Origin of the sequence: Pseudomonas sp. PvP001 (assembly GCF_040546375.1) — a bacterium.
GTDB lineage: Bacteria > Pseudomonadota > Gammaproteobacteria > Pseudomonadales > Pseudomonadaceae > Aquipseudomonas > Aquipseudomonas coleopterorum.
In genome coordinates, this window is sequence record NZ_JBEPNQ010000001.1 from 4,030,897 (window position 1) to 4,048,814 (window position 17,918).

The following is a 17,918-nucleotide window of genomic DNA, read 5'->3' on the forward strand; positions in this document are numbered from 1 at the left end:
TGACAATTTTTTGATTGTCGTGATAGTCGGTCATAGGATGCGCTGCACGCAACCCAGCGCAGAGTGGACGCACAATGGAACGCACCTCTAACCAGAACACGGCAACAGAGAAACCCGCGAGCGGTGTGATCAATGGCCTCATCGGTGTCGTGATCTTCAGCGGTTCGCTGCCTGCTACGCGTATCGCGGTGCTGGAATTCGACCCGGTATTTCTCACCGTGGCGCGGGCAGCCATCGCCGGCGTGCTCGCGCTGTGCCTGCTCTTGCTGTTCAGGGAACGGCGACCGGCCCGTCGGCAGATACTGTCGTTGATCATCGTGGCGATGGGCGTGGTGATCGGTTTTCCGCTGCTGACGGCCCTGGCGTTGCAATACGTGACGTCGGCCCATTCCATCGTGTTCGTAGGCCTGCTGCCGCTGGCCACTGCCGCGTTCGGTGTCCTGCGCGGTGGCGAACGTCCTCGGCCGGCGTTCTGGCTTTTCTCGGTGCTGGGCAGTCTGCTGGTCGTCGGGTTCGCCGTCAGCCAGGGACTGACCGCCTCGCCGACCGGCGACATTCTGATGCTCCTGGCCATTCTGGCCTGCGGTCTCGGCTATGCCGAAGGGGCAAAGATTTCCAAAGCATTGGGTGGTTGGCAGGTGATCTGCTGGGCACTGGTGTTGTCGCTGCCGGTCGTGATGCCTTTGACCGCGTGGTTGGCGCCCGTGTCGTTTTCGCGCATCAGCACCCCGGCCTGGTTGAGCCTGGCTTACGTGTCGCTGTTCAGCATGCTGATCGGCTTCGTGTTCTGGTATCGCGGCTTGGTGCAGGGCGGCATCGCAGCGGTCGGGCAGCTTCAGTTGCTGCAACCGTTCTTTGGCCTGGCGCTGGCCGCCGCACTCCTGCACGAACAAGTCAGCCTCGGCATGTTCGGCGTCACCGCTGCGGTGATCCTGTGTGTCGCCGGCGCCAGGCGTTATGGCCGGATCAATCCTCTTCCTTCACGGTAGCGACTTCATCCGCCTTGATTCTTACCTGCTTGCCCGAAACGTCTTCGAATTCATAGAAGCCATCTTTCGTTTTGGTGTCAGGTACATCCTTGGTGATGTACTGTGTGCCATCCTGCAACGTGACGACGGTGTTGGTGGAGCAACCGGCCAACGTGGCGGCGCACAGAAACGCAGCGCCATAGTAAAAAGTTTTCAGTTTCATGAAGTCGACCTTGTTCTGGATGTGCGAAGTTATCTGCGTAAACACAGACTTCGATGCTGATGCCTTGTCCGAGTTCCAGAACGGCCAGCTCGTCGATGGTCCGCCCAGAGCAATCGGATACATTCACGTCGCGTGACTGGAGGACCCATGTCTCACTACTGGCGCCATCCTGCTGTTCCGCATCTGGAAATCCGCAACGTCGAAGACGGTCGCCGTTTCAGCCACGCGCGCCATTCACATTCGACGTTCTCGATTGGCGCGATTACGCAGGGGCAAAGTACTTACCTCAATGGCGACAGTAGCCGTTTGATCGGCGCCGGAAGTGTAGTACTCATGAACCCCGGTGCAGTGCATGCCTGCAATCCCGTTCATGAACAGCCCTGGGCGTACCGCATGTTCTACGTGGATGCCCAGTGGCTTGCGGCGCTGCAACAGCAACAACGTTCGCGCACACAAAAAGGCTTCGTGCCTTTCGCGCAGACCTATAGCGCCGACGTCAGCCTGTTCGACGATCTGGACGATCTGTACCACACGCTCACCGCCGACGACTGCGCGCCGAACATCATGCAGGGCGCGGCGCTGAGTTTTTTCCAGCAACTGATAGCAAGGCTGCAACCTGCCAGTAAGGACGCCCGGTGTGAGCCGCACAAAATGGCCCAGGCAGCGGCATTCATCCGCGAACATTGCGCCAGTGAGTTGCGTCTGGAGGACATCGCGTCAGCCGTACAGCTGTCGCCTTCTTACCTGATCCGTGCCTTCAAGGCGTGCCATGGGCTCACGCCTCATGGTTACCTGATCGACTGCCGCCTCCAACTTGCCCGCGACCATTTGCGCCAGGGGGAGGGCATTGCCCAAGTCGCCGCGCGCATGGGCTTCGCGGATCAGGCGCACTTGCAGCGCTTGTTCAAGCGCGCCTTGGCGACCACGCCCGGACAATATCGCGGCGTGCCTACTCAAGCAGCAGATACACGGCGCAACCCCCGAGCAGCGCGGCCATGATCCGATTGAAGCCGCGCATTCTGGTGCTGCTGTTCAAATACTCTCGCAACGAAGCACCGGCCCAGGCCCAGCTAGCCAGTGATAGCCAGCAGACCACCAGATAGATCAGCGCGAAGACCCACACCATCTGCACATCGCCATCGGCGACGAACGCGCCCATGCCCGCAAGGCACGCGAGCCAGGCCTTCGGATTGAGCCATTGCATCAGCGCGCCCGTGAAGGCAGAAGGGCGCAACTGCGCCTGCACGGAGTCCACTCGGCCATCACTGGTTGCCAGCCTGTAGGCCAGGTACAGCAGAAAGATCACGCCAGCGATGCGAATGACCTGGGTCAGCCATGGCCAGCGGTTCAGCACTTCGTGCAGTCCCAGGCCCATGAGCAACAGCAGCAGGATGAACCCCAGGGTCGCTCCCGTGACATGGGGCAGGGCGGCCCGCACGCCGTGGCGTGCGCCACAGCTCAGGGAGACAAGGTTGACCGGGCCGGGGCTTATGGAGGAGGCCAGCGCAAAAACGGCCATGGAAACGACGATACTCATCAGGCACCTTCAATATGGGTAACGGAGCACTGACGGTAAAGATCATTGCTGGGCCCGTATTGAAGGAAATCGCCCTTGGGTGGTGTGGGGTGAATGGTTGATTTGCTGGTTTGTGAGTTGGACGTCTCTCATCCTGAGAGGGAGACCCACTTCATTTGATCGGATTTTCCGATTTGCAAAGCTGTAGGGCGATGCCGTCGAATTCCCGGTCGAAACTGGCGTTTTCTGCAGCGCTCAAGAAACCCTGCTGCTGTACAAATTGGTCGGTTTGACGACGGATGGCTGCAACGCGTTCGATCATTTGGTCAGCTTGAGTCTGAGTGATCTTCCGGGCTTTTCGCGTGGTGCCGATGTCCGCACTCAGAATGTTGGCTCGAACCGAGATGTGGGCTTGTCGGGGGTCGGTGATCTTTCCGCCTGTTTCGCCCACCAGTTCGCGTTGGGCTTTGATGTTGCAGCTTGGTAGATCAAGACTCTGCTGAGCGGCCGAGGCGTTCAGGCTCAAAACCAATAGCGAAGCCAGGATGCTGTATTTCATGAGTGTATCCAGTGTGGGCCGGTGGGTGTCGGTAGGGTTAGGCCGCAAGGTGCATCGACCGGTTCCCGAGGGAGGGCCAGCGCTGTCGGCAGTTCACCTTCGCAGCACAAGCACAAGGCCTGATACCCTGATGAGCTACCCAGGCTCAAGCCCTGCTGAAAAGGAATTCATCATGCTGGAACGTAACAAGCTGGTCCCTGAATTGATGGTCACTGACCTGGATACCAGCTTGGCGTTCTGGGTGTCTTGCCTGGGTTTCGAAGTAGCTTATCAACGTCCAGAGGATGGCTTTGCCTACCTCGATCTGAACGGCGCTCAAGTGATGCTCGAACAGGCAGACCCGGACGCCGGCCAATGGCTCACTGCGCCGTTGAGCAAGCCTTTTGGAAGGGGGATCAATCTGCAGATCGATGTCGTCGCTGTTGCGCCGATTATTCACAAGCTTCGCCAAGCCGGATACGCGCTTTACCGCGAATGTGCGGACACTTGGTATCGGGTGGACCAGGGCGAGGTTGGGCAGCGAGAGTTCATCGTTCAAGATCCTGATGGCTATCTAATCAGACTGGTTGAGCGTTTGGGGGAGCGGTGTATTGCTGCAATGGATTAGGCGTACTTGGAAGGATGCATTGCTTGACCAGAAGCAGACTGGATGAGAAGAAATAGGCGCGATCTCATGGACCAAGGCCGTGGCGTCAATGACGGCTGTTGGCCGGATGCGGGCGTCCGAGGGCAGCTATCGGCCAATAGCTACCTGTCGGAACCGGTCGAAATTGTCCCATTGCTGCCCTCTACTGACTCACTATTTACTACGTCCGATTATAATGACTGGCATGATTTTTCGGGCAGTTGGGTGTGTTCAGTCGACCAGCACTACTCGAACCGATACTATCCAGTGATACACCTTACCAGCGCTAGCTCCTGAATAGAGCTCCTGATCGGCGGCATTCATGCCTTCTAGCGCTTCTATGAACCCGCTGTAGTTCAACACAGATCATAAAAATCATGGGCACATTTGAGCATACGAATATTTGGTTGAGGTCACTGGATAACAATGCGGATGTGACGGGGGGCGCTCAACTTGAGCGGCTAAGAACTTCATATCGAGCGTTTTGGAAAAATGCGATTGTTCTGTCCAATGAAATACAGCGTGACGTCCCAAACCTGACGTTGCACGACGAAGCTCATTTTGATGCCTTGTGGAGCAGAGTTGACCAAATTGCAGGGCCTGATCTCGTTCTCACCCCACTCGAGATTTTCGTATTGGGTGGTGCGATCTTATTGCACGACAATGCCAACTCGCTCGCCGCATTTGAAGGTGGGCTGGAAGCACTACGCAACACTGCTGAATGGAAAGATGCAGCTATGGAGTGGGCTGAAAGGAATGGCAGACCAGCCGCCGCTGAAACGCTTCCACCCGAAGCGTCGTCAGCAATCCTATTCGAAGTTCTTCGTAGCCTACATGCTGAACGTGCGTGCACGCTGGCGGGCCTGACCTTCAAAACTGGAGGGCAGACCTACCATTTAATTGAAGATGATCAACTGCGAACCCATGTCGGTGAAGTAATGGGCCAGATCGCAGCTAGTCATCATTGGGACATCACGACGCTTTCTTCGCGCCTGCCTCCAATCCGCGGTGCGCTGGCGAACATGCCATCAAGCTGGGCGATAAGACCTGTACTACTCGCTTGCCTTCTCCGTTGCGCAGACGCAGCGCAGTTAGATCAAATACGCGCCCCCGATTTTCTATATGCAATGTTGCGCCTACGCGGAGTGTCTGAACTCCACTGGCGTGCGCAAAACAGATTGGCCACGCCCGTCGTCTCGTCTGACGACTCAACAGCTCTGATTTTCAGTTCAACCATGCCATTTGGCCCCGAAGATTCCGATGCCTGGTGGATTGCTCATGACGCCATCCAGGTCGCGAACCGAGAACTTCAGGCATCAAATGCGCTTCTCCGTGATCTGAGACTTCCTCACTTTGCTGTCAGCCGCGTAGAAGGAGCACTCTCTCCATCAGCCCTATCACGATATGTGGCTGTCAAAGGATGGTTACCTATCCAAGCAGAGGTAAAAATATCTGAAATAGGTAAAGTTGTTGAGATGTTCGGTGGTGAACAGCTCTATGGTCGCGATCCTTCAGTAGCTTTACGCGAGCTAATTCAGAACTCGGCAGACGCGATTCGCTTTCGGCGTGAATTAGAACCCCTTGGGTCCTCCTATGAGGGCCGAATCACAATTCGACTCAATGAATGTGAAGACGATACTAATTTCCACTGGCTAGATGTGGAAGATGACGGGCTAGGCATGTCAGAGGCCGTTCTAACTGGCCCTCTTATCGACTTCGGTTCTAGTTACATGTCTTCGGCGTTAGTAAAATACGAACGCCCAGGGTTGTTATCAAAAGGCAAAAAGCGAATAGGCCGATTCGGCATTGGTTTTTTTTCTAGCTTCATGATCGCCGATGAAGTGCTCGTTACATCTAGGCCATTCGATACTGGACGGGATGAACTTCGCACCCTTCACTTCCGAGATGGTCTCGGACACCGTCCTCTTCTGCTCAACAACCAACCAGTCGATTTGAGCATTCTTACGTCAACACGTGTGCGGCTAAGACTCTCGGCCGATCAATGCACCCAGTTGCTGAAATTTCCATCCATGGGTGGACATGAGCATCACCCCATAAGCCTTACGGGCTTGATCGGAGCTCTATGCCCAATGCTCGACGCAGACGTTTGCGTTGAGCAGGAGGGTAAAAATCGCTTGGTGCACAAACGACGATGGATGGAGGAAGACCGTCTGTCTTGGTTGAGGCGGGTCACTGCCGCTGATGCACGTGCCGATGAGCATCTTGATAAGCATCTGGCTACTTCGGCCCCGCTTCTAACCTTTATTAATAAAGATGAACCAAGTGCAGGTTTGGCGTGCATCTCAGGAAACCCGGGGGGCGGTGTTTCAACTGTCGGCACACTCAGAGCAAGCAATGTATTTAACGCTTTCAGTGATAATTTCGCCGGAGTGATCGACTACGAACCTGAAGATCCTAGACGAGGTCGCGGCACCCCCATAGCTGGAGAGCTCCTCAAGGAGTGGGCATCTGATCAAGCAATACGGCATCGTGATGCAGGTACGGAAACTCCAAATCGAATTTATATTGCACAGCGTGTGTCTGACTTTGGTGGGGACGCCACTCCAATCTTAATGATGCGTCTCGATCAGGAGTGGAAAGACTTAACGCAGATATTGAAGCGCCTCACGGAAGAAGGGCCATTATATGTCCCTTTGAAATATCAAGATTTTAGTAATAGCGTAATAGTCATTACGGTTGTAAGAGAGCGGCATTCGGGATTTATAGATAACTATCTTCCGGGTGAACTTGAATACGTCATTCCCACAATTGAGAGTGGTACGGACCAAAACTCCACGCTTTACATACTGGAAAGGGGAGGAGTTATGGAAGAAAATGGCTTCTACGCGATTCTTTGTAGATTTGCGATTCAAAACGGCTTCATAATTAATGCCGAAATTGTCGAGCGAATTGATTTTGCTCGATACGTTGGCCAAGCTTCTCCTCGAGATGACTTAGTGCCTGGAAGAATGATCGGGTGCTCTGCATTAAAAATTTGGGCAAATACTATTTAGTATGTAGGTGTGCACTTGGCGGAGCAACTTTTGATCTAGTTAAATAGGTCTAGTTGCTTTTGCTGTATATTTTGATAAGAGTGACAGCTATATTCGGCGAGGACTCTTTATGGGTAAGTCCCACTATTACTTGAAGGCTGCAACGGCCCCATGACTGTTCATCGCTTCGAGCGATGTCACTATCATGACGCAGTCCACTCGCTTGACTTTCATTACCTTCGATCCCTTTTTCAGCGGTGGGAATAGGCGTCTGTATCGAATCGGGCGGATGATTATACCGATGGAAGCACCCGAGAACTGCTCATGGCGAATGGCTACTTTTGGCTGAAAGCGCCCCGAGCAACTAGTGCATCACAACGTGCGCAACACTAAAAGCATCCCGCACATTCCAAGGCTAGGCCATCACCCAACAGCCCAATACATCGCCCGAACCCAGATATGCGGATGACTTTCCAGTGGTTCCCATTCATCCAGAAACACAAAACCCTGCCTGAGATAGAAATTCGCAGCCCGTGCGTTTTCTGGACAAACGTCAAGATAAACCCCATCCACTCCAATCACCTCGGCACGAGCCTTCACCGCATCAACCAACCCAGCAGCCACTCCAGAACCCCGCACAGCTCTCTCGACCCACATGCCGATCAAGCAATAACGACCTCCACCATCAACGGCCGCACCCACCATCCCGATCGGTCGGTCACCGTCGAACGCCAGCCAAAATGCGGTTCCAGCGGACGACGCTCGCTCTTTCCACTGCTCGTCGGTGTACTTAGCCGCAGTCTGATAGCTCACGCCGAACGCCGTCGGCGTGTCCAAAAGGGCAGCAAGCCGTGTCTGTTTCAACAGCATCCAATCCGCTGTTTCAGTCAGTCGAATAGGCACCTCACACCGGCGCCGGGCTCTGCAGCAACGGGTACAACGACAGCACCAGCAACGCCGCCATGCTCCAGTTGAACAGCCGCAACCAGCGCGGCACCCGCAGCACGTTGCGCAAGACGCTGCCGAAGCCGGCCCAGACGCACACGCTGGGCAGGTTGACCAGTGCGAACACCGCAGCGATGACCATCACGTTATAGACGTAGCCCTGCGCCGGCACATAGGTGGTGATGGCGCCAACCGCCATTACCCAGGCCTTGGGATTGACCCATTGGAAGGCGGCGGCGCCGAGGAACGTCATTGGCGTGCTGTCCTGGTCTCCTGCTTCGCTCACGCTGCCTGAGGTGGCGATGCACCATGCCAGGTAAAGCAGGTAGGCCGCGCCTATCCAGCGCAGGGCGGTATAGGTCCAAGGCACGGCGGTGAAGATTTCACCCAGGCCCAGTCCGACCGCCAGCACCAGCAGCATGAACCCCAGGCTGATGCCCAGGGCGTGGGGAATGGTGCGCAGGAAACCGAAATTCACTCCCGAGGCCAGCAGCATGGTGTTGTTCGGGCCTGGAGTGATTGAAGACACCAGAGCGAAGAGGGCGAAGGCAGGCAGCAGGTCGATGAGCATGTCCGTATGGTCTCTGGGATGTTGTGGAAGTGAAAGTACCTCACGACCCGGCCAGCGATACCGTACAGACAATGTTGAATTCACCAGTACACCCAGGCTTTCCGCAGCCTGGCCATGAGGGACTTTCTACGTAAACAAATAACTGTCCATCGCCAACACCCCATACTCCACGCCACCTTCGATCACCCGCGTTTCATACTGCTCACCCGCCGCGCCGACGGCGATGAACAGGGGCAGGAAGTGCTCGTCCGTGGGGTGTGCACGCTCGGCCGAAGGTGCATATTGCCGGTAGTCAAGCAGCGACTCCAGATTGCCCGAGGCCAGGGTCTTGGCCGTCCAGGCGGCGAAATCCTTGACGTATTGAGCGCCGTGGGGCGTGGCGCCGCGGAACTCGTAGAGGTTGTGCGTCAGGCTGCCCGAGGCCACGATCATCACGTTCATGTCGCGCAGTGGCTTGAGCGCCTGGCCCAGCTTCCACGCCTCGCGGGTGTCGAGCGACGCCGGCATGGAAATCTGGATCACCGGGATGTCCGCGGCTGGCGCCAGGTAGAGCAGGGGGACCCAGGCGCCATGGTCCAGACCCCGATCGGCATCCAGGCGGGCGCTCCAGCCGGCAGTCTTGAGCATGTCGACGATCTGCGCGGCCAAGGCCGGTGCGCCGGACGCCGGGTATTGAATCTTGTACAGCGCGTCGGGGAAGCCGCCGAAGTCATGAATAGTGGCCGGAGCTGCGCTTGCGGTCACGCCGATCTCGCCACGGGTCATCCAGTGCGGGGACACGATGACGATGGCCTGAGGCCGTGTCAGCTCACGCCCCAACTCGGCCAGGTGCTTGCCTGCAGGGCCAGGTTGGACCGCGAACATGGGAGAGCCATGGGAAACGAACAGTACGGGCGATGGAATAGTCATCGGCGGGCTCCACATCAAGAAGTTGCGGTTTGAGAACTCCAGCTTTCACCAAGCCGGCATTTGACCCAGTACTCGAAGCTGGCGCAGAGCCAGATGCCATAGGCGAGCAGTTCCACGCCTTCCTCGGCGGTGGTTTTGGCCAGGCGCTGGTAACCGTCGCCCATGACCTGATGCCAGAACGAGCCCATGCCGAAGATCCTGGAAAAGATCAGTACCGCAAAGCCCGTCGCCAATGCGGCGAATGTCGGGGTGCGCATGAACGCACCCAGGGATTGCAGCGTTTGCCGTCGGTGTGTTGCCCGTGCCGCGTTACCGATGGCCACCGCAGCGATGGCCAGGAAAGGCCACAGCCAGGCGCTGTGGCTGATGGGGTCGAACAGGCCGTCCAGCTCGCGGGTCAGCAGGCAGGCGAAGAAGCCTGCAGCGAGAAATTCGAAGCCGCCTTTGCGGCCGGTTCCCGGGGCGGTCCAAAAGAGCAGGGCGCACAGCGCAAGCATCAGTTCCTGGGTGATCTCGGTGAATGACATTTCCAGAATTTCTGTATGAAACACGGCAATGTCCAGCCACACCATGGCAAAACACAAAACGGCAACCGAACATTTGGCCAGGGCGAACAGGAGCGGGTATTTCAAATCGGGGCGGGCGTACACGTGAAGCTCCAAAGCGGGACGATGTCTATAAGTCGCGCATCTAAGCGTCTGGCAAGGGGAATGTGAAGCGTTGTTTAACGATAGTTAACATCGATGTATTTGATGCGATGGACAGCGCGCCCTGCCACGGCGCGCTGTTTGCCGAGGATTTAGAACGCGGCGGTATAGATCGCCAGCGCATCGGCTTCGCTGACCTCGCGCGGATTGTTGACCAGCAGCCGTTGCTGCAGCATCGCGCTGCGAGCCAGTTCCGGCAGGCTTTCGCGGGTCACGCCGGCTTCGCTGAGGCGCAGCGGCAGGCCGGTGGCTTCATGCAGCCTGAGCAATTCGTCGATGAATTGCTGGGCCGCGGCGCCCGATTGCAGGCGTTCGCCCAGCACCACGGGGGCAAGTTCAGCGTACAGGTCCTGGGCAGCGGAGAGGTTGAAGCGCAGCACTTGTTGCAGAACCAGCGCATTGGACAGGCCATGGGGCAGGTGGAAGCTGATGCCCAGCGGGTAGGCCAATGCGTGCACAGCGGCGACCGGCGCGTTGGCAAACGCCTGCCCGGCCAGACAGGCGCCCAGCAACATGGCCTGGCGGGCTTCCAGGTCGTGCGGCGTGTTGACCGCGCGTTCGAGGTTGGTCGACAACAGGCGCAAGGCTTCGCGCGCCAGCAGGTCGGAGAGGGGATTCTTGCGGTGTTTGCTGGTGTAGGCCTCGATGGCATGCACCATGGCATCGATGCCGGTAGCGGCAGTCACCGGGCCGGGCAGGCCGATGGTCAGTTGGGCGTCGAGAATTGCCAGGTCCGGCAACAGCTGGTTCGCCACTACGCCGGATTTGCCGGTGGCGGTGGTGACGATGGAGATGGGCGTGACTTCCGATCCTGTGCCTGCAGTGGTGGGCACCTGAATCAACGGCAGGCGCGGGCCGGTGGCCTGGTTCACGCCGTAGATGTCGGTCAGGCCCTGTTGCTGTGCGGGGTGCGCCAGGTAGGCGACCAGCTTGGCGGTGTCCATGGAGCTGCCGCCGCCGAAGCCGACGATCAGGTCGGCGTTCATGCCCCGGGCCTGTTCGGTGGCGGCCAGCACCAACGCTTCTGCCGGGTCGGCGAGCACATCGCTGTACACCGCGTATTCGATACCGGCGCTGGCGAAGCCCGGCAGCACGCTGTCGAGCAGGCCGTGCTTAAGGATACCGGCGTCGGTGACCAGCAATACACGCCGGGCGCCGCGGCTGGCGCATTGTTCGGCCAGGCCGGCGGCGCTACCGGTGGCGCAGATGAGGTGGGCAGTGCTGCTGAAGGTGAATCCTTGCATGGGGTTAACCTCGTATTCTTGTCATGGGGGGGAGCTGTTTTCCGCACCTGGCCGGGGCGGCGGCTGTTCGGGTTCGGCCGGTGGATCGGCATCGATGATCTGCTGGGCGATGGCTTCCATGCTGGTCCGGCGCGTCATGGCTTCGCGTTGCAGGCGCCGGTGGGCATCGTTTTCGCCGAGGCGATGGCGGGCCATCAACAGCGCCTTGGCCATGGAGATCTTCGACACTGCCGGCTGCCGGCTTTGCAGCTTGCGCAGCTCGGCGAGCATGTCGATGCGCGCCCGCCAGGCGGCGCGCGCCATCAGCAATTGGGTCAACAGACCGAACGGCCGCAAGGGCCGTTCGATGACCGCCGCCGGTTGCGTTTCCAGCACCAGTTGCAGCATCGACGGGTTCTCGTAGCCGACCACGGCGATGATCGGCGGCGCCTGTTCGCTCAGGCTTTCCACCAGTGTCTGCGTATGGCTGCGCTGGCTGAGTTCCACGGCCAGCAGCACCACGTCGACCCCTTCGGGCAACGTCGTGGGCACCGGCCAGCGCTGTTCGACGATGCAGCCGATGCGCTGCAACTGGTCGAGGACGATGCGGGCCTCACCGTCCTGGGGGTGAATCACCAGCACGCGCAGGCCCTTGAGTTCGCGCAGCAGGGACGGCGCACTGGTCATCTCGGCCTCCGGCAGCTCATGGCTGTGCGTCCATCTGGTAGTCGACCATGTAGGGGCTCGGCGGCACCGCTTCGGCGCTCTCCAGCACCAGTTGGAACTGGCGTCGGTCGTCGAGCCGGGCAATGCGCGGCCACAGCCAGGTGTGCTGGGTCTGCGGGTCGATCTGCACAGTGCCTTGAGGTGCATCGAAACGAGCGCCGGCCAGGGCTTCGCGCAGGGCCTGCGCCGAATCGTCGGCGGCGCGGCGCGCGGCCTGGGCGAACAAGTGCACCTGAAAATAGGCGGCCTCGGCGCCGGAAGTGATGGCTGCACCTTCGCCGAAGCGCGCGCGATAGCGGCTGACGAACGCCTGGCTGGCGGGCGTCTGCAACGTCGAGAACCAAGGTGCGGCCGAAATGTGGCCTTCGGCTTCTTCGTCGGTCATGGCCTGCACGTCGACCTCGTTGGTGGCCAGGCTGACGATGGGCACGCGTGCAGGATCGAAGCCCGCCTGGCGGTAGGCCCGGTGCAGCGAGGGAATGTCGCTGCCGACGATGGTCGAATAGATGGCGTCGGGTGCGGTCTCGCGCACCCGCTGCATGACCCGCTCGAAGTCCTCTGCGGTGGCGTGGAACGGCAGGTAGATCTCGTCGACGATCTCGCCGCCCACCTGCTCGAACAGCTCGCGCATGATGCGGTTCGATTCGTAGGGATAGACATACGAACCGCCCACGAACAGCACGCGCCCGCCATAGGTCTGCAGGACGTAGCGGGCCAGTTGCAGCGAGTTCTGGTTGGGCGCCGAGCCGGTGTAGAAGCAGTACGGCGAGTATTCGAAACCTTCGTACAGCGTTGGATAGAACAGCAAGCGCCGACGGCTTTCGACCACCGGCAGCACGACCTTGCGCGTGCTCGACATGTGCGTGCCGAACAGCACCTGCACCTGATGGTGGTCGCACAGGTGCAGGGCGCTGTCGCGGTAATCGTTCGGATCGGCGCCGGGGTCACCATCGATCGCGGTCACGCGGCGGCCGTTGATCCCGCCGCTGTCGTTGACCTCGGCGATGGCCAGGTGGGTGGCGTTGGCCTGCGCGGTTTCCGACGCCGCCGTAAGGCTGGCGCGGGAGAACAGCAGGCCTACCTTGTAATCGTCGCCGTTCATGAGCTCAGGCTTTCCCAGTCGATGTGCTGTTCGAAGTGATGCGCGGCCTGGTAGAGGGTCGCCTCATGGTAGTCACGGGCGATGAGCATCAGGCCCACCGGCAACCCTGCCGCCAGCCCGCAGGGGATGGACATGGCCGGGTGGCCGGTGACATCGAACGGGGCGGTGTTGGCGTTCATTTCCAAGGCGCGCGTGACCCAGGTCGCAGGTGTGGCATCGGCGGCCGGCAGTTTCGGCGCCTTGAGTGGCACGGTCGGCATGAGCAGCAGGTCGTAGCGGGCGAACTGCTCGTCGTAGGCGGCACGCAGCTGCCGCGCGGCGTTCTGTGCCCGGGCGTAGTACTGGCCGCCGAATCGCTGGTGGGCATAGTGGCCTGCCAGCAGGCAGGTCTTCAGGTCATGGGGGAACGCGTCGGCCTGCTGCTGCCAGTCGTGTTGCGCGCGCATCAGGCTCTCCACGTACAAGCCCTTCCAGTTGGAGCCGTAATTGTAGCCGCGCAGCAGCTGCGTGGTGCCTTCCACGGCAATTGGCGTCCAGATGGCATGACCCAGCGCGTGCAGGGGGATGGAAACCTCTTCCACCTGCGCGCCCCATTCGGCAAACAGACCGGCGGCACGGCGCACTGCAGCGTCGACGTCGGCTTCGGAATTGGCGTGGCCGAAGCCCTCGCGGACCATACCGATGCGCAGCCCCGAAACACCCGCGCCGAGCGTCTGGGTGTAGGCCTGCACCGGCATCTGCCGATCCTGGCGCGGATCCAGGCCATCGGCACCGGCGAGCACTTCGAGCAGCAGGGCATTGTCGGCCACCGTGGCGCTCATCACGCCGGCGTGGTCCAGGGTCATTTCGATGGGCATGATGCCGGTGTAGGGCACCAGCCCGTGGGTCGGCTTCATCCCGTAGATGCCGGAATAGGCTGCCGGGATGCGCACCGAACCGCCTTGATCGGTGCCGATGCCCAGATCCACGTCGCCCGCGACGATCAGCGCGGCGCAGCCCGAGGACGACCCCCCAGTCGAGTGGCCCGGATTGCGCGGATTGTGCACCGCGCCGGTGGCGTTGGTATGACTGCTGCCCGACACGCAGAAAAACTCGCAATGGGCCTTGCCCAGAATGCTGCCGCCAGCGTCGAGCACACGCGTGGCCACGGTGGCGTCGACGTCCGGCACGTACCCTTGCAGGGTCGAGGCGCCATTCATCATGGGTACCCCGGCCAGGCAGATGTTGTCCTTGAGGGCGACGCGCTTGCCGCTGAGCTTGCCGCCCGCCGCCCCATGCAGATCGGTGCGCATGTACCAGGCGTTGTAGGGATTCTGCGCAGGCGTCGGCAGGTGCCCGGCGCTTCTGGGGTAGCGTTGCGGGACGCTGGCAGGCTGCAACTGGTCGAGGCGGTCATAGTCCTGCCAGACGGCTTCGAGGATGTCGGCGTATTGCTCGAGTAACGGTGCTTGCAGGTGCAGACCCAGCTGGCGGCCGGTTTCGGCGAGCTCGGCCTGGGTGGGACGTTGAATGGACATGACGATGAATCCTCAGGAATGAAAGCCCATGAAGCGCTCGGCAAGCGCTTCGGCGGTGGTGCTGGCGGGGTCGACTTCATCGACCAACTGGCCGTTCTCGATGATCAGGATGCGATCGGCCAGCGCCGTCAGGAAGTCGATGTCCTGTTCCACCAGGATGATGCCCAGGCCTTGTTCGCGACGCAGGCGTTGCAGGGTTTCGATGATCTCGTCGCAGATGGAGGGCTGGATGCCTTCGGTGGGTTCGTCGAGCAGGATCAGCTTCGGGTTGCCGCACAGGCAGCGCGCCAGGGCCAGCAGTTGTTGTTCGCCGCCCGACAAAGCGCCACCGGGTTGGTCGAGCAGCCGTTGCAGACGCGGGAAATACGCCAGGATCCGCTCGATGGTGGCCGGGGCCTGGGCGAAGTGCTTCACGCAGCCCATGCGCAGATTCTCGCCGACGGTCAGGAACGGGAAAATCTGCCGGCCCTGGGGCACGTAGCCGATGCCGGCCCGTGCCCGCTGGCTGGCGTCGGCACGACTCAGGTCCTGGCCTGCGAACTGCACGCTGCCCGACAGCGCCGGCAGCTCGCCGATAAGCGCGCGCAGCAGGGTGGTCTTGCCCATGCCGTTACGCCCGAGCACGCCGATGCAGCTGTCGGTGGCGCCGCGCAGAGCGATGTCGCGCAGCACCGGCACGCGCCCGTAGCCGGAACACAATCCATTGACTTCAAGCATGTTTGATCTCCTGTTTGCCCAGATAGGCTTCGCGCACCAACGGATTCTGAGTCACCTCGGCAAAGCTGCCCTGGGCCAGCACCGCGCCCTGGTTGAATACGGTGACCGTGCCGGCGATGAGGCGAATGAACTCCATGTCGTGCTCGACCACCACCACCGTGCTGTGCGCGTTGATCTCCTTGATCAGGGCGGCGGTCTTGCGCACTTCCTGATAGGTCATGCCGGCAGCGGGCTCGTCCAGCAGCACCAGGGTCGGCTTCGAGGCGAGGATCATGCCCAGCTCGACCCATTGCCGTTGACCGTGGGCCAAGTCGCCCACCAGACGGTGGCGGTGTTCGCTCAGGTCGATGCGTTGCAGCGTCTGCTCGGCGGTTTGCCGGGCCTGCGCGGCGCTCTGGTTGCGGCTGGCGGCCAGGCGAAGGTTTTCCAGTACATCGAGGCCGTCGAACACACTGGGTGTCTGCGTCTTGATGCCGATACCCAGGCGCGCGATACGGTGCGGCGGCAGGCCGCTGATGCGCTCGGCCTGGAAGTGGCAGCTGCCGTGGGTCGGCTTCAGCTGCCCGCTGAGCAGTTTGAAGAACGTACTTTTACCGGCACCGTTGGGACCGATGAGGCAGCGAAGTTCACCGCGGTGCAGGGTGAAATCCACCGCTTTTACGGCGTGCACGCCGCCGAAACTGACGCCCAGACCTTGGGTTTGCAGAAGCACGCTCATACGGCGCCCTCCTGTGGCACGGCGCTGGTGGAAGCGGGACGACGCCTGAACACGCGCCCGGCCAACGTGCCAAGGCTGGGCAGCAAGCCACGCGGCAGCAACATGACGAAGGTCAGCAGAATCGCGCCCAGCACCAGGCCGCTGTCCACCGTCTGCTGTTCGCCCAGGCGTGCCATCAGCGCCTGCAGGCCGATGCAGGCCAGGATCGGCCCGAACAAGGTACCGCGACCGCCGACGATGACCCAGATGATGATCTGCGCCGACTGCGCCAGGCCAAACACACCCGGGCTGACGAACGCGCCCCAGTTGGCGTACAGGCACCCGGCCAGGCCGGCGATACCGCCGCCCAGGCTGAAGACGATCAGCTTGTGCAGGCGCGTGTCATAGCCGAGCAAACCGGCGCGCTGCTCGTTTTCACGGATGGCCACTACCACCTTGCCGAAGCGACTGGCGAGCAGTGCGCGCAGGCCCAGGTAGCAGAGGATCAAGGCGCCGCCGATCACCTGAAACAAGGTTTCGGGCTCCAGCACGCGCTCGGGATCGAACGGCACGTTGAGCGTCGGGATCGCTGGAATGCCGTTGAAACCGCCGAGCAGCGCACTGCCGATGTGGTATTCGCTGCCCGAGGTGGAGTTCATTACGTTGAACAGAATCAGCGTCACCGCCAGGGTGATCACGCCCAGGTACACATCGCTGATGCCACCGTAGAACATGAAGTAGCCCATGGCCGCAGCGAACAGCGCGGGCACGGCAATGGCCAGCAGCACCGGCCAGGTGCTGTCGCCAATGTTCAGCACACCGACCGCATAGGCATAGGCCCCCAGGCCGAAGAACGCGGCCTGCCCGAAACACAGGATGCCACCGAAGCCCCAGATGAACGCCAGGCTCAGCGCCAGCAGGGCCATGACCAGGTAGATGGTCAGCGAGAGCAGGGTGAACAGGTCCAGCCAATACGGCAGAACGCCGACCAGCACGGCGGCCAGCGCGCAGCCGAGCACCGGCAGCAGATCACGAAATGCGACAGGCATCAGAACGCCCTCCGAAAGAAACGACCGGTGATGCCCTGAGGCAACACGCGGATCAACACGATGGCGGCCAGCAACAGGGCCACCTCACCGAACACCGGGGTGCTGAAGAAGGTCACCACCTGGCTGATGACGCCGAACGCACCGGCCGCACTCAGCGTGCCGGTGATGACGGCGCTGCCGCCGCCGATCACGGTGATGAAGGCCTTGGCGATGTAGCTGGCGCCCAGCGTCGGGATCACCCCGGTGAGCGGTGCGAGGACCGCGCCGCCGAGCCCGGCCAGGGCCGCGCCCAAGCCGAAGGTGAGGCTGTAGATGCGTCCGGGGTTGGCGCCCAGGGCGGCGGCCATCTTGGCGTTCTGCATGGTCGCCCGGGCGCACAGGCCGAACTGGGTGAAGCGCAGCAGCGCCCACATCCCCAGCAACACCGCCACGGCCACGGCGATGACGAACAGCCCGTAGCCACTGGTTTGATAGGCACCCAGGGTGATACCCGGCAACGGCGAGCTGATGCCCACCGTGGTGTTGCCGAACAGCATGGTCGCCGTGCCGGTCAACGCCAGGCTCAAGCCCCAGGTGGCCAGCATGGTGTCGATCATGCGGCCGTACAGGTGGCGTATCAGCAAGCGCTCGACCAGCATGCCGAACAGGCCCACCGTCAGCGGCGCCAGCACCAGGATCGAGATCCAGATCGGCACATGCAGGTGGTGGGTTGCCAGGACGGCGACGTAACCGCCGAGCATCATGAACTCGCCATGCGCCAGGTTGATGATCTTCATCATGCCAAACACCACCGCCAGACCGATGCTGAGCAGCACCAGCGTGGCGATGGCGCCGACGATCTGCAGGGAAAAAATCGCGGCCCAATCCATGT

At 60.6% G+C, this 17,918-nt stretch carries 19 protein-coding genes; 4 read left to right on the plus strand and 15 right to left on the minus strand.

Annotation, left to right across the window (positions count from 1 at the left end; all coding sequences use genetic code 11):
* The first annotated feature begins 74 nt into the window (after window positions 1-74).
* Window positions 75-989: a DMT family transporter gene (locus tag ABMD26_RS18540; RefSeq protein ID WP_134723293.1), complete on the plus strand. Its 915-nt coding sequence runs from the start codon at window positions 75-77 to the stop codon at window positions 987-989.
* Here ABMD26_RS18540 and ABMD26_RS18545 read toward each other — a convergent pair.
* The gene (locus ABMD26_RS18545; protein WP_049858979.1) at window positions 967-1,191 is read right to left on the minus strand and encodes a YgdI/YgdR family lipoprotein; all 225 of its coding nucleotides are present in this window, start codon (window positions 1,189-1,191) and stop codon (window positions 967-969) included. The two genes, ABMD26_RS18540 and ABMD26_RS18545, sit on opposite strands and share 23 nt — an antisense overlap.
* A 147-nt stretch (window positions 1,192-1,338) precedes the next feature.
* Between ABMD26_RS18545 and ABMD26_RS18550 the strand changes: the two genes are divergently transcribed.
* On the plus strand, window positions 1,339-2,190 hold the full coding sequence (locus ABMD26_RS18550; RefSeq protein ID WP_134723292.1) for a helix-turn-helix transcriptional regulator: 852 nt from the start codon (window positions 1,339-1,341) through the stop codon (window positions 2,188-2,190).
* On the opposite strand, the gene ABMD26_RS18555 is transcribed toward ABMD26_RS18550, so the two are convergent.
* A complete protein-coding gene (locus ABMD26_RS18555; RefSeq protein WP_134723291.1) occupies window positions 2,141-2,728 on the minus strand; it encodes a LysE family translocator in 588 nt (195 codons plus the stop codon). The genes ABMD26_RS18550 and ABMD26_RS18555 overlap by 50 nt on opposite strands.
* A gap of 151 nt (window positions 2,729-2,879) precedes the next feature.
* A complete protein-coding gene (locus ABMD26_RS18560) occupies window positions 2,880-3,266 on the minus strand; it encodes a hypothetical protein (RefSeq protein ID WP_134723290.1) in 387 nt (128 codons plus the stop codon).
* Between the two features lie 172 nt (window positions 3,267-3,438).
* On the opposite strand from ABMD26_RS18560, the gene ABMD26_RS18565 reads away from it, so the two are divergent.
* Together ABMD26_RS18565 and ABMD26_RS18570 are read left to right on the plus strand one after the other, a co-directional pair.
* The gene (locus ABMD26_RS18565; protein WP_354311172.1) at window positions 3,439-3,873 is read left to right on the plus strand and encodes a bleomycin resistance protein; all 435 of its coding nucleotides are present in this window, start codon (window positions 3,439-3,441) and stop codon (window positions 3,871-3,873) included.
* Window positions 3,874-4,268: 395 nt separating this feature from the next.
* Window positions 4,269-6,905 (plus strand): HD domain-containing protein, encoded by a 2,637-nt coding sequence (locus ABMD26_RS18570; RefSeq protein ID WP_354311174.1) that lies wholly within the window; start codon window positions 4,269-4,271, stop codon window positions 6,903-6,905.
* A gap of 402 nt (window positions 6,906-7,307) precedes the next feature.
* On the opposite strand, the gene ABMD26_RS18575 is transcribed toward ABMD26_RS18570, so the two are convergent.
* From ABMD26_RS18575 to ABMD26_RS18630, 12 genes are all read right to left on the minus strand, one after another.
* Window positions 7,308-7,787: a GNAT family N-acetyltransferase gene (locus ABMD26_RS18575; RefSeq protein WP_354311176.1), complete on the minus strand. Its 480-nt coding sequence runs from the start codon at window positions 7,785-7,787 to the stop codon at window positions 7,308-7,310.
* Between the two features lies 1 nt (window position 7,788).
* Window positions 7,789-8,400, minus strand: a complete 612-nt coding sequence (locus ABMD26_RS18580) for a LysE family translocator (RefSeq protein WP_056843659.1) — start codon at window positions 8,398-8,400, stop codon at window positions 7,789-7,791.
* 126 nt (window positions 8,401-8,526) lie between these two features.
* Window positions 8,527-9,309, minus strand: coding sequence for a DODA-type extradiol aromatic ring-opening family dioxygenase (locus ABMD26_RS18585; RefSeq protein WP_354311178.1), 783 nt, complete (start codon window positions 9,307-9,309; stop codon window positions 8,527-8,529).
* Between the two features lie 14 nt (window positions 9,310-9,323).
* Window positions 9,324-9,959 carry a hypothetical protein gene (locus ABMD26_RS18590; RefSeq protein WP_134723276.1) on the minus strand — a complete coding sequence of 212 codons (636 nt, stop codon included), beginning with the start codon at window positions 9,957-9,959 and terminating at the stop codon, window positions 9,324-9,326.
* Window positions 9,960-10,108: 149 nt separating this feature from the next.
* Window positions 10,109-11,260 (minus strand): iron-containing alcohol dehydrogenase, encoded by a 1,152-nt coding sequence (locus tag ABMD26_RS18595; protein ID WP_134723275.1) that lies wholly within the window; start codon window positions 11,258-11,260, stop codon window positions 10,109-10,111.
* A 21-nt stretch (window positions 11,261-11,281) separates the two neighbouring features.
* Window positions 11,282-11,926, minus strand: coding sequence for an ANTAR domain-containing response regulator (locus tag ABMD26_RS18600; protein WP_134723274.1), 645 nt, complete (start codon window positions 11,924-11,926; stop codon window positions 11,282-11,284).
* Between the two features lie 16 nt (window positions 11,927-11,942).
* Window positions 11,943-13,067: a transporter substrate-binding domain-containing protein gene (locus ABMD26_RS18605; protein WP_134723273.1), complete on the minus strand. Its 1,125-nt coding sequence runs from the start codon at window positions 13,065-13,067 to the stop codon at window positions 11,943-11,945.
* Window positions 13,064-14,584 carry an amidase gene (locus ABMD26_RS18610; protein WP_134723272.1) on the minus strand — a complete coding sequence of 507 codons (1,521 nt, stop codon included), beginning with the start codon at window positions 14,582-14,584 and terminating at the stop codon, window positions 13,064-13,066. The genes ABMD26_RS18605 and ABMD26_RS18610 overlap by 4 nt, the downstream gene beginning before the upstream one ends.
* A gap of 12 nt (window positions 14,585-14,596) precedes the next feature.
* Entirely contained in the window at window positions 14,597-15,301 is a 705-nt protein-coding gene (locus tag ABMD26_RS18615) for an ABC transporter ATP-binding protein (RefSeq protein ID WP_043185626.1), read from the minus strand.
* The gene (locus tag ABMD26_RS18620; RefSeq protein WP_134723271.1) at window positions 15,294-16,019 is read right to left on the minus strand and encodes an ATP-binding cassette domain-containing protein; all 726 of its coding nucleotides are present in this window, start codon (window positions 16,017-16,019) and stop codon (window positions 15,294-15,296) included. The genes ABMD26_RS18615 and ABMD26_RS18620 overlap by 8 nt, the downstream gene beginning before the upstream one ends.
* Entirely contained in the window at window positions 16,016-17,047 is a 1,032-nt protein-coding gene (locus ABMD26_RS18625) for an ABC transporter permease subunit (protein WP_134723270.1), read from the minus strand. Before ABMD26_RS18625 ends, ABMD26_RS18620 begins: the two co-directional genes overlap by 4 nt.
* Window positions 17,047-17,916, minus strand: a complete 870-nt coding sequence (locus ABMD26_RS18630; RefSeq protein ID WP_043185631.1) for an ABC transporter permease subunit — start codon at window positions 17,914-17,916, stop codon at window positions 17,047-17,049. Before ABMD26_RS18630 ends, ABMD26_RS18625 begins: the two co-directional genes overlap by 1 nt.
* Window positions 17,917-17,918: the final 2 nt, after the last annotated feature.

Excerpts from the sequence above, each read along its gene's own strand:
- ABMD26_RS18540 (WP_134723293.1), top strand. The coding sequence starts at position 75 with ATGGAACGCACCTCTAACCAGAACACGGCAACAGAGAAACCCGCGAGC.
- ABMD26_RS18545 (WP_049858979.1), bottom strand. The coding sequence starts at position 1,191 with ATGAAACTGAAAACTTTTTACTATGGCGCTGCGTTTCTGTGCGCCGCC.
- ABMD26_RS18550 (WP_134723292.1), top strand. The coding sequence starts at position 1,339 with ATGTCTCACTACTGGCGCCATCCTGCTGTTCCGCATCTGGAAATCCGC.
- ABMD26_RS18555 (WP_134723291.1), bottom strand. The coding sequence starts at position 2,728 with ATGAGTATCGTCGTTTCCATGGCCGTTTTTGCGCTGGCCTCCTCCATA.
- ABMD26_RS18560 (WP_134723290.1), bottom strand. The coding sequence starts at position 3,266 with ATGAAATACAGCATCCTGGCTTCGCTATTGGTTTTGAGCCTGAACGCC.
- ABMD26_RS18565 (WP_354311172.1), top strand. The coding sequence starts at position 3,439 with ATGCTGGAACGTAACAAGCTGGTCCCTGAATTGATGGTCACTGACCTG.
- ABMD26_RS18570 (WP_354311174.1), top strand. The coding sequence starts at position 4,269 with ATGGGCACATTTGAGCATACGAATATTTGGTTGAGGTCACTGGATAAC.
- ABMD26_RS18580 (WP_056843659.1), bottom strand. The coding sequence starts at position 8,400 with ATGCTCATCGACCTGCTGCCTGCCTTCGCCCTCTTCGCTCTGGTGTCT.
- ABMD26_RS18585 (WP_354311178.1), bottom strand. The coding sequence starts at position 9,309 with ATGACTATTCCATCGCCCGTACTGTTCGTTTCCCATGGCTCTCCCATG.
- ABMD26_RS18595 (WP_134723275.1), bottom strand. The coding sequence starts at position 11,260 with ATGCAAGGATTCACCTTCAGCAGCACTGCCCACCTCATCTGCGCCACC.
- ABMD26_RS18600 (WP_134723274.1), bottom strand. The coding sequence starts at position 11,926 with ATGACCAGTGCGCCGTCCCTGCTGCGCGAACTCAAGGGCCTGCGCGTG.
- ABMD26_RS18605 (WP_134723273.1), bottom strand. The coding sequence starts at position 13,067 with ATGAACGGCGACGATTACAAGGTAGGCCTGCTGTTCTCCCGCGCCAGC.
- ABMD26_RS18610 (WP_134723272.1), bottom strand. The coding sequence starts at position 14,584 with ATGTCCATTCAACGTCCCACCCAGGCCGAGCTCGCCGAAACCGGCCGC.
- ABMD26_RS18615 (WP_043185626.1), bottom strand. The coding sequence starts at position 15,301 with ATGCTTGAAGTCAATGGATTGTGTTCCGGCTACGGGCGCGTGCCGGTG.
- ABMD26_RS18620 (WP_134723271.1), bottom strand. The coding sequence starts at position 16,019 with ATGAGCGTGCTTCTGCAAACCCAAGGTCTGGGCGTCAGTTTCGGCGGC.
- ABMD26_RS18625 (WP_134723270.1), bottom strand. The coding sequence starts at position 17,047 with ATGCCTGTCGCATTTCGTGATCTGCTGCCGGTGCTCGGCTGCGCGCTG.
- ABMD26_RS18630 (WP_043185631.1), bottom strand. The coding sequence starts at position 17,916 with ATGGATTGGGCCGCGATTTTTTCCCTGCAGATCGTCGGCGCCATCGCC.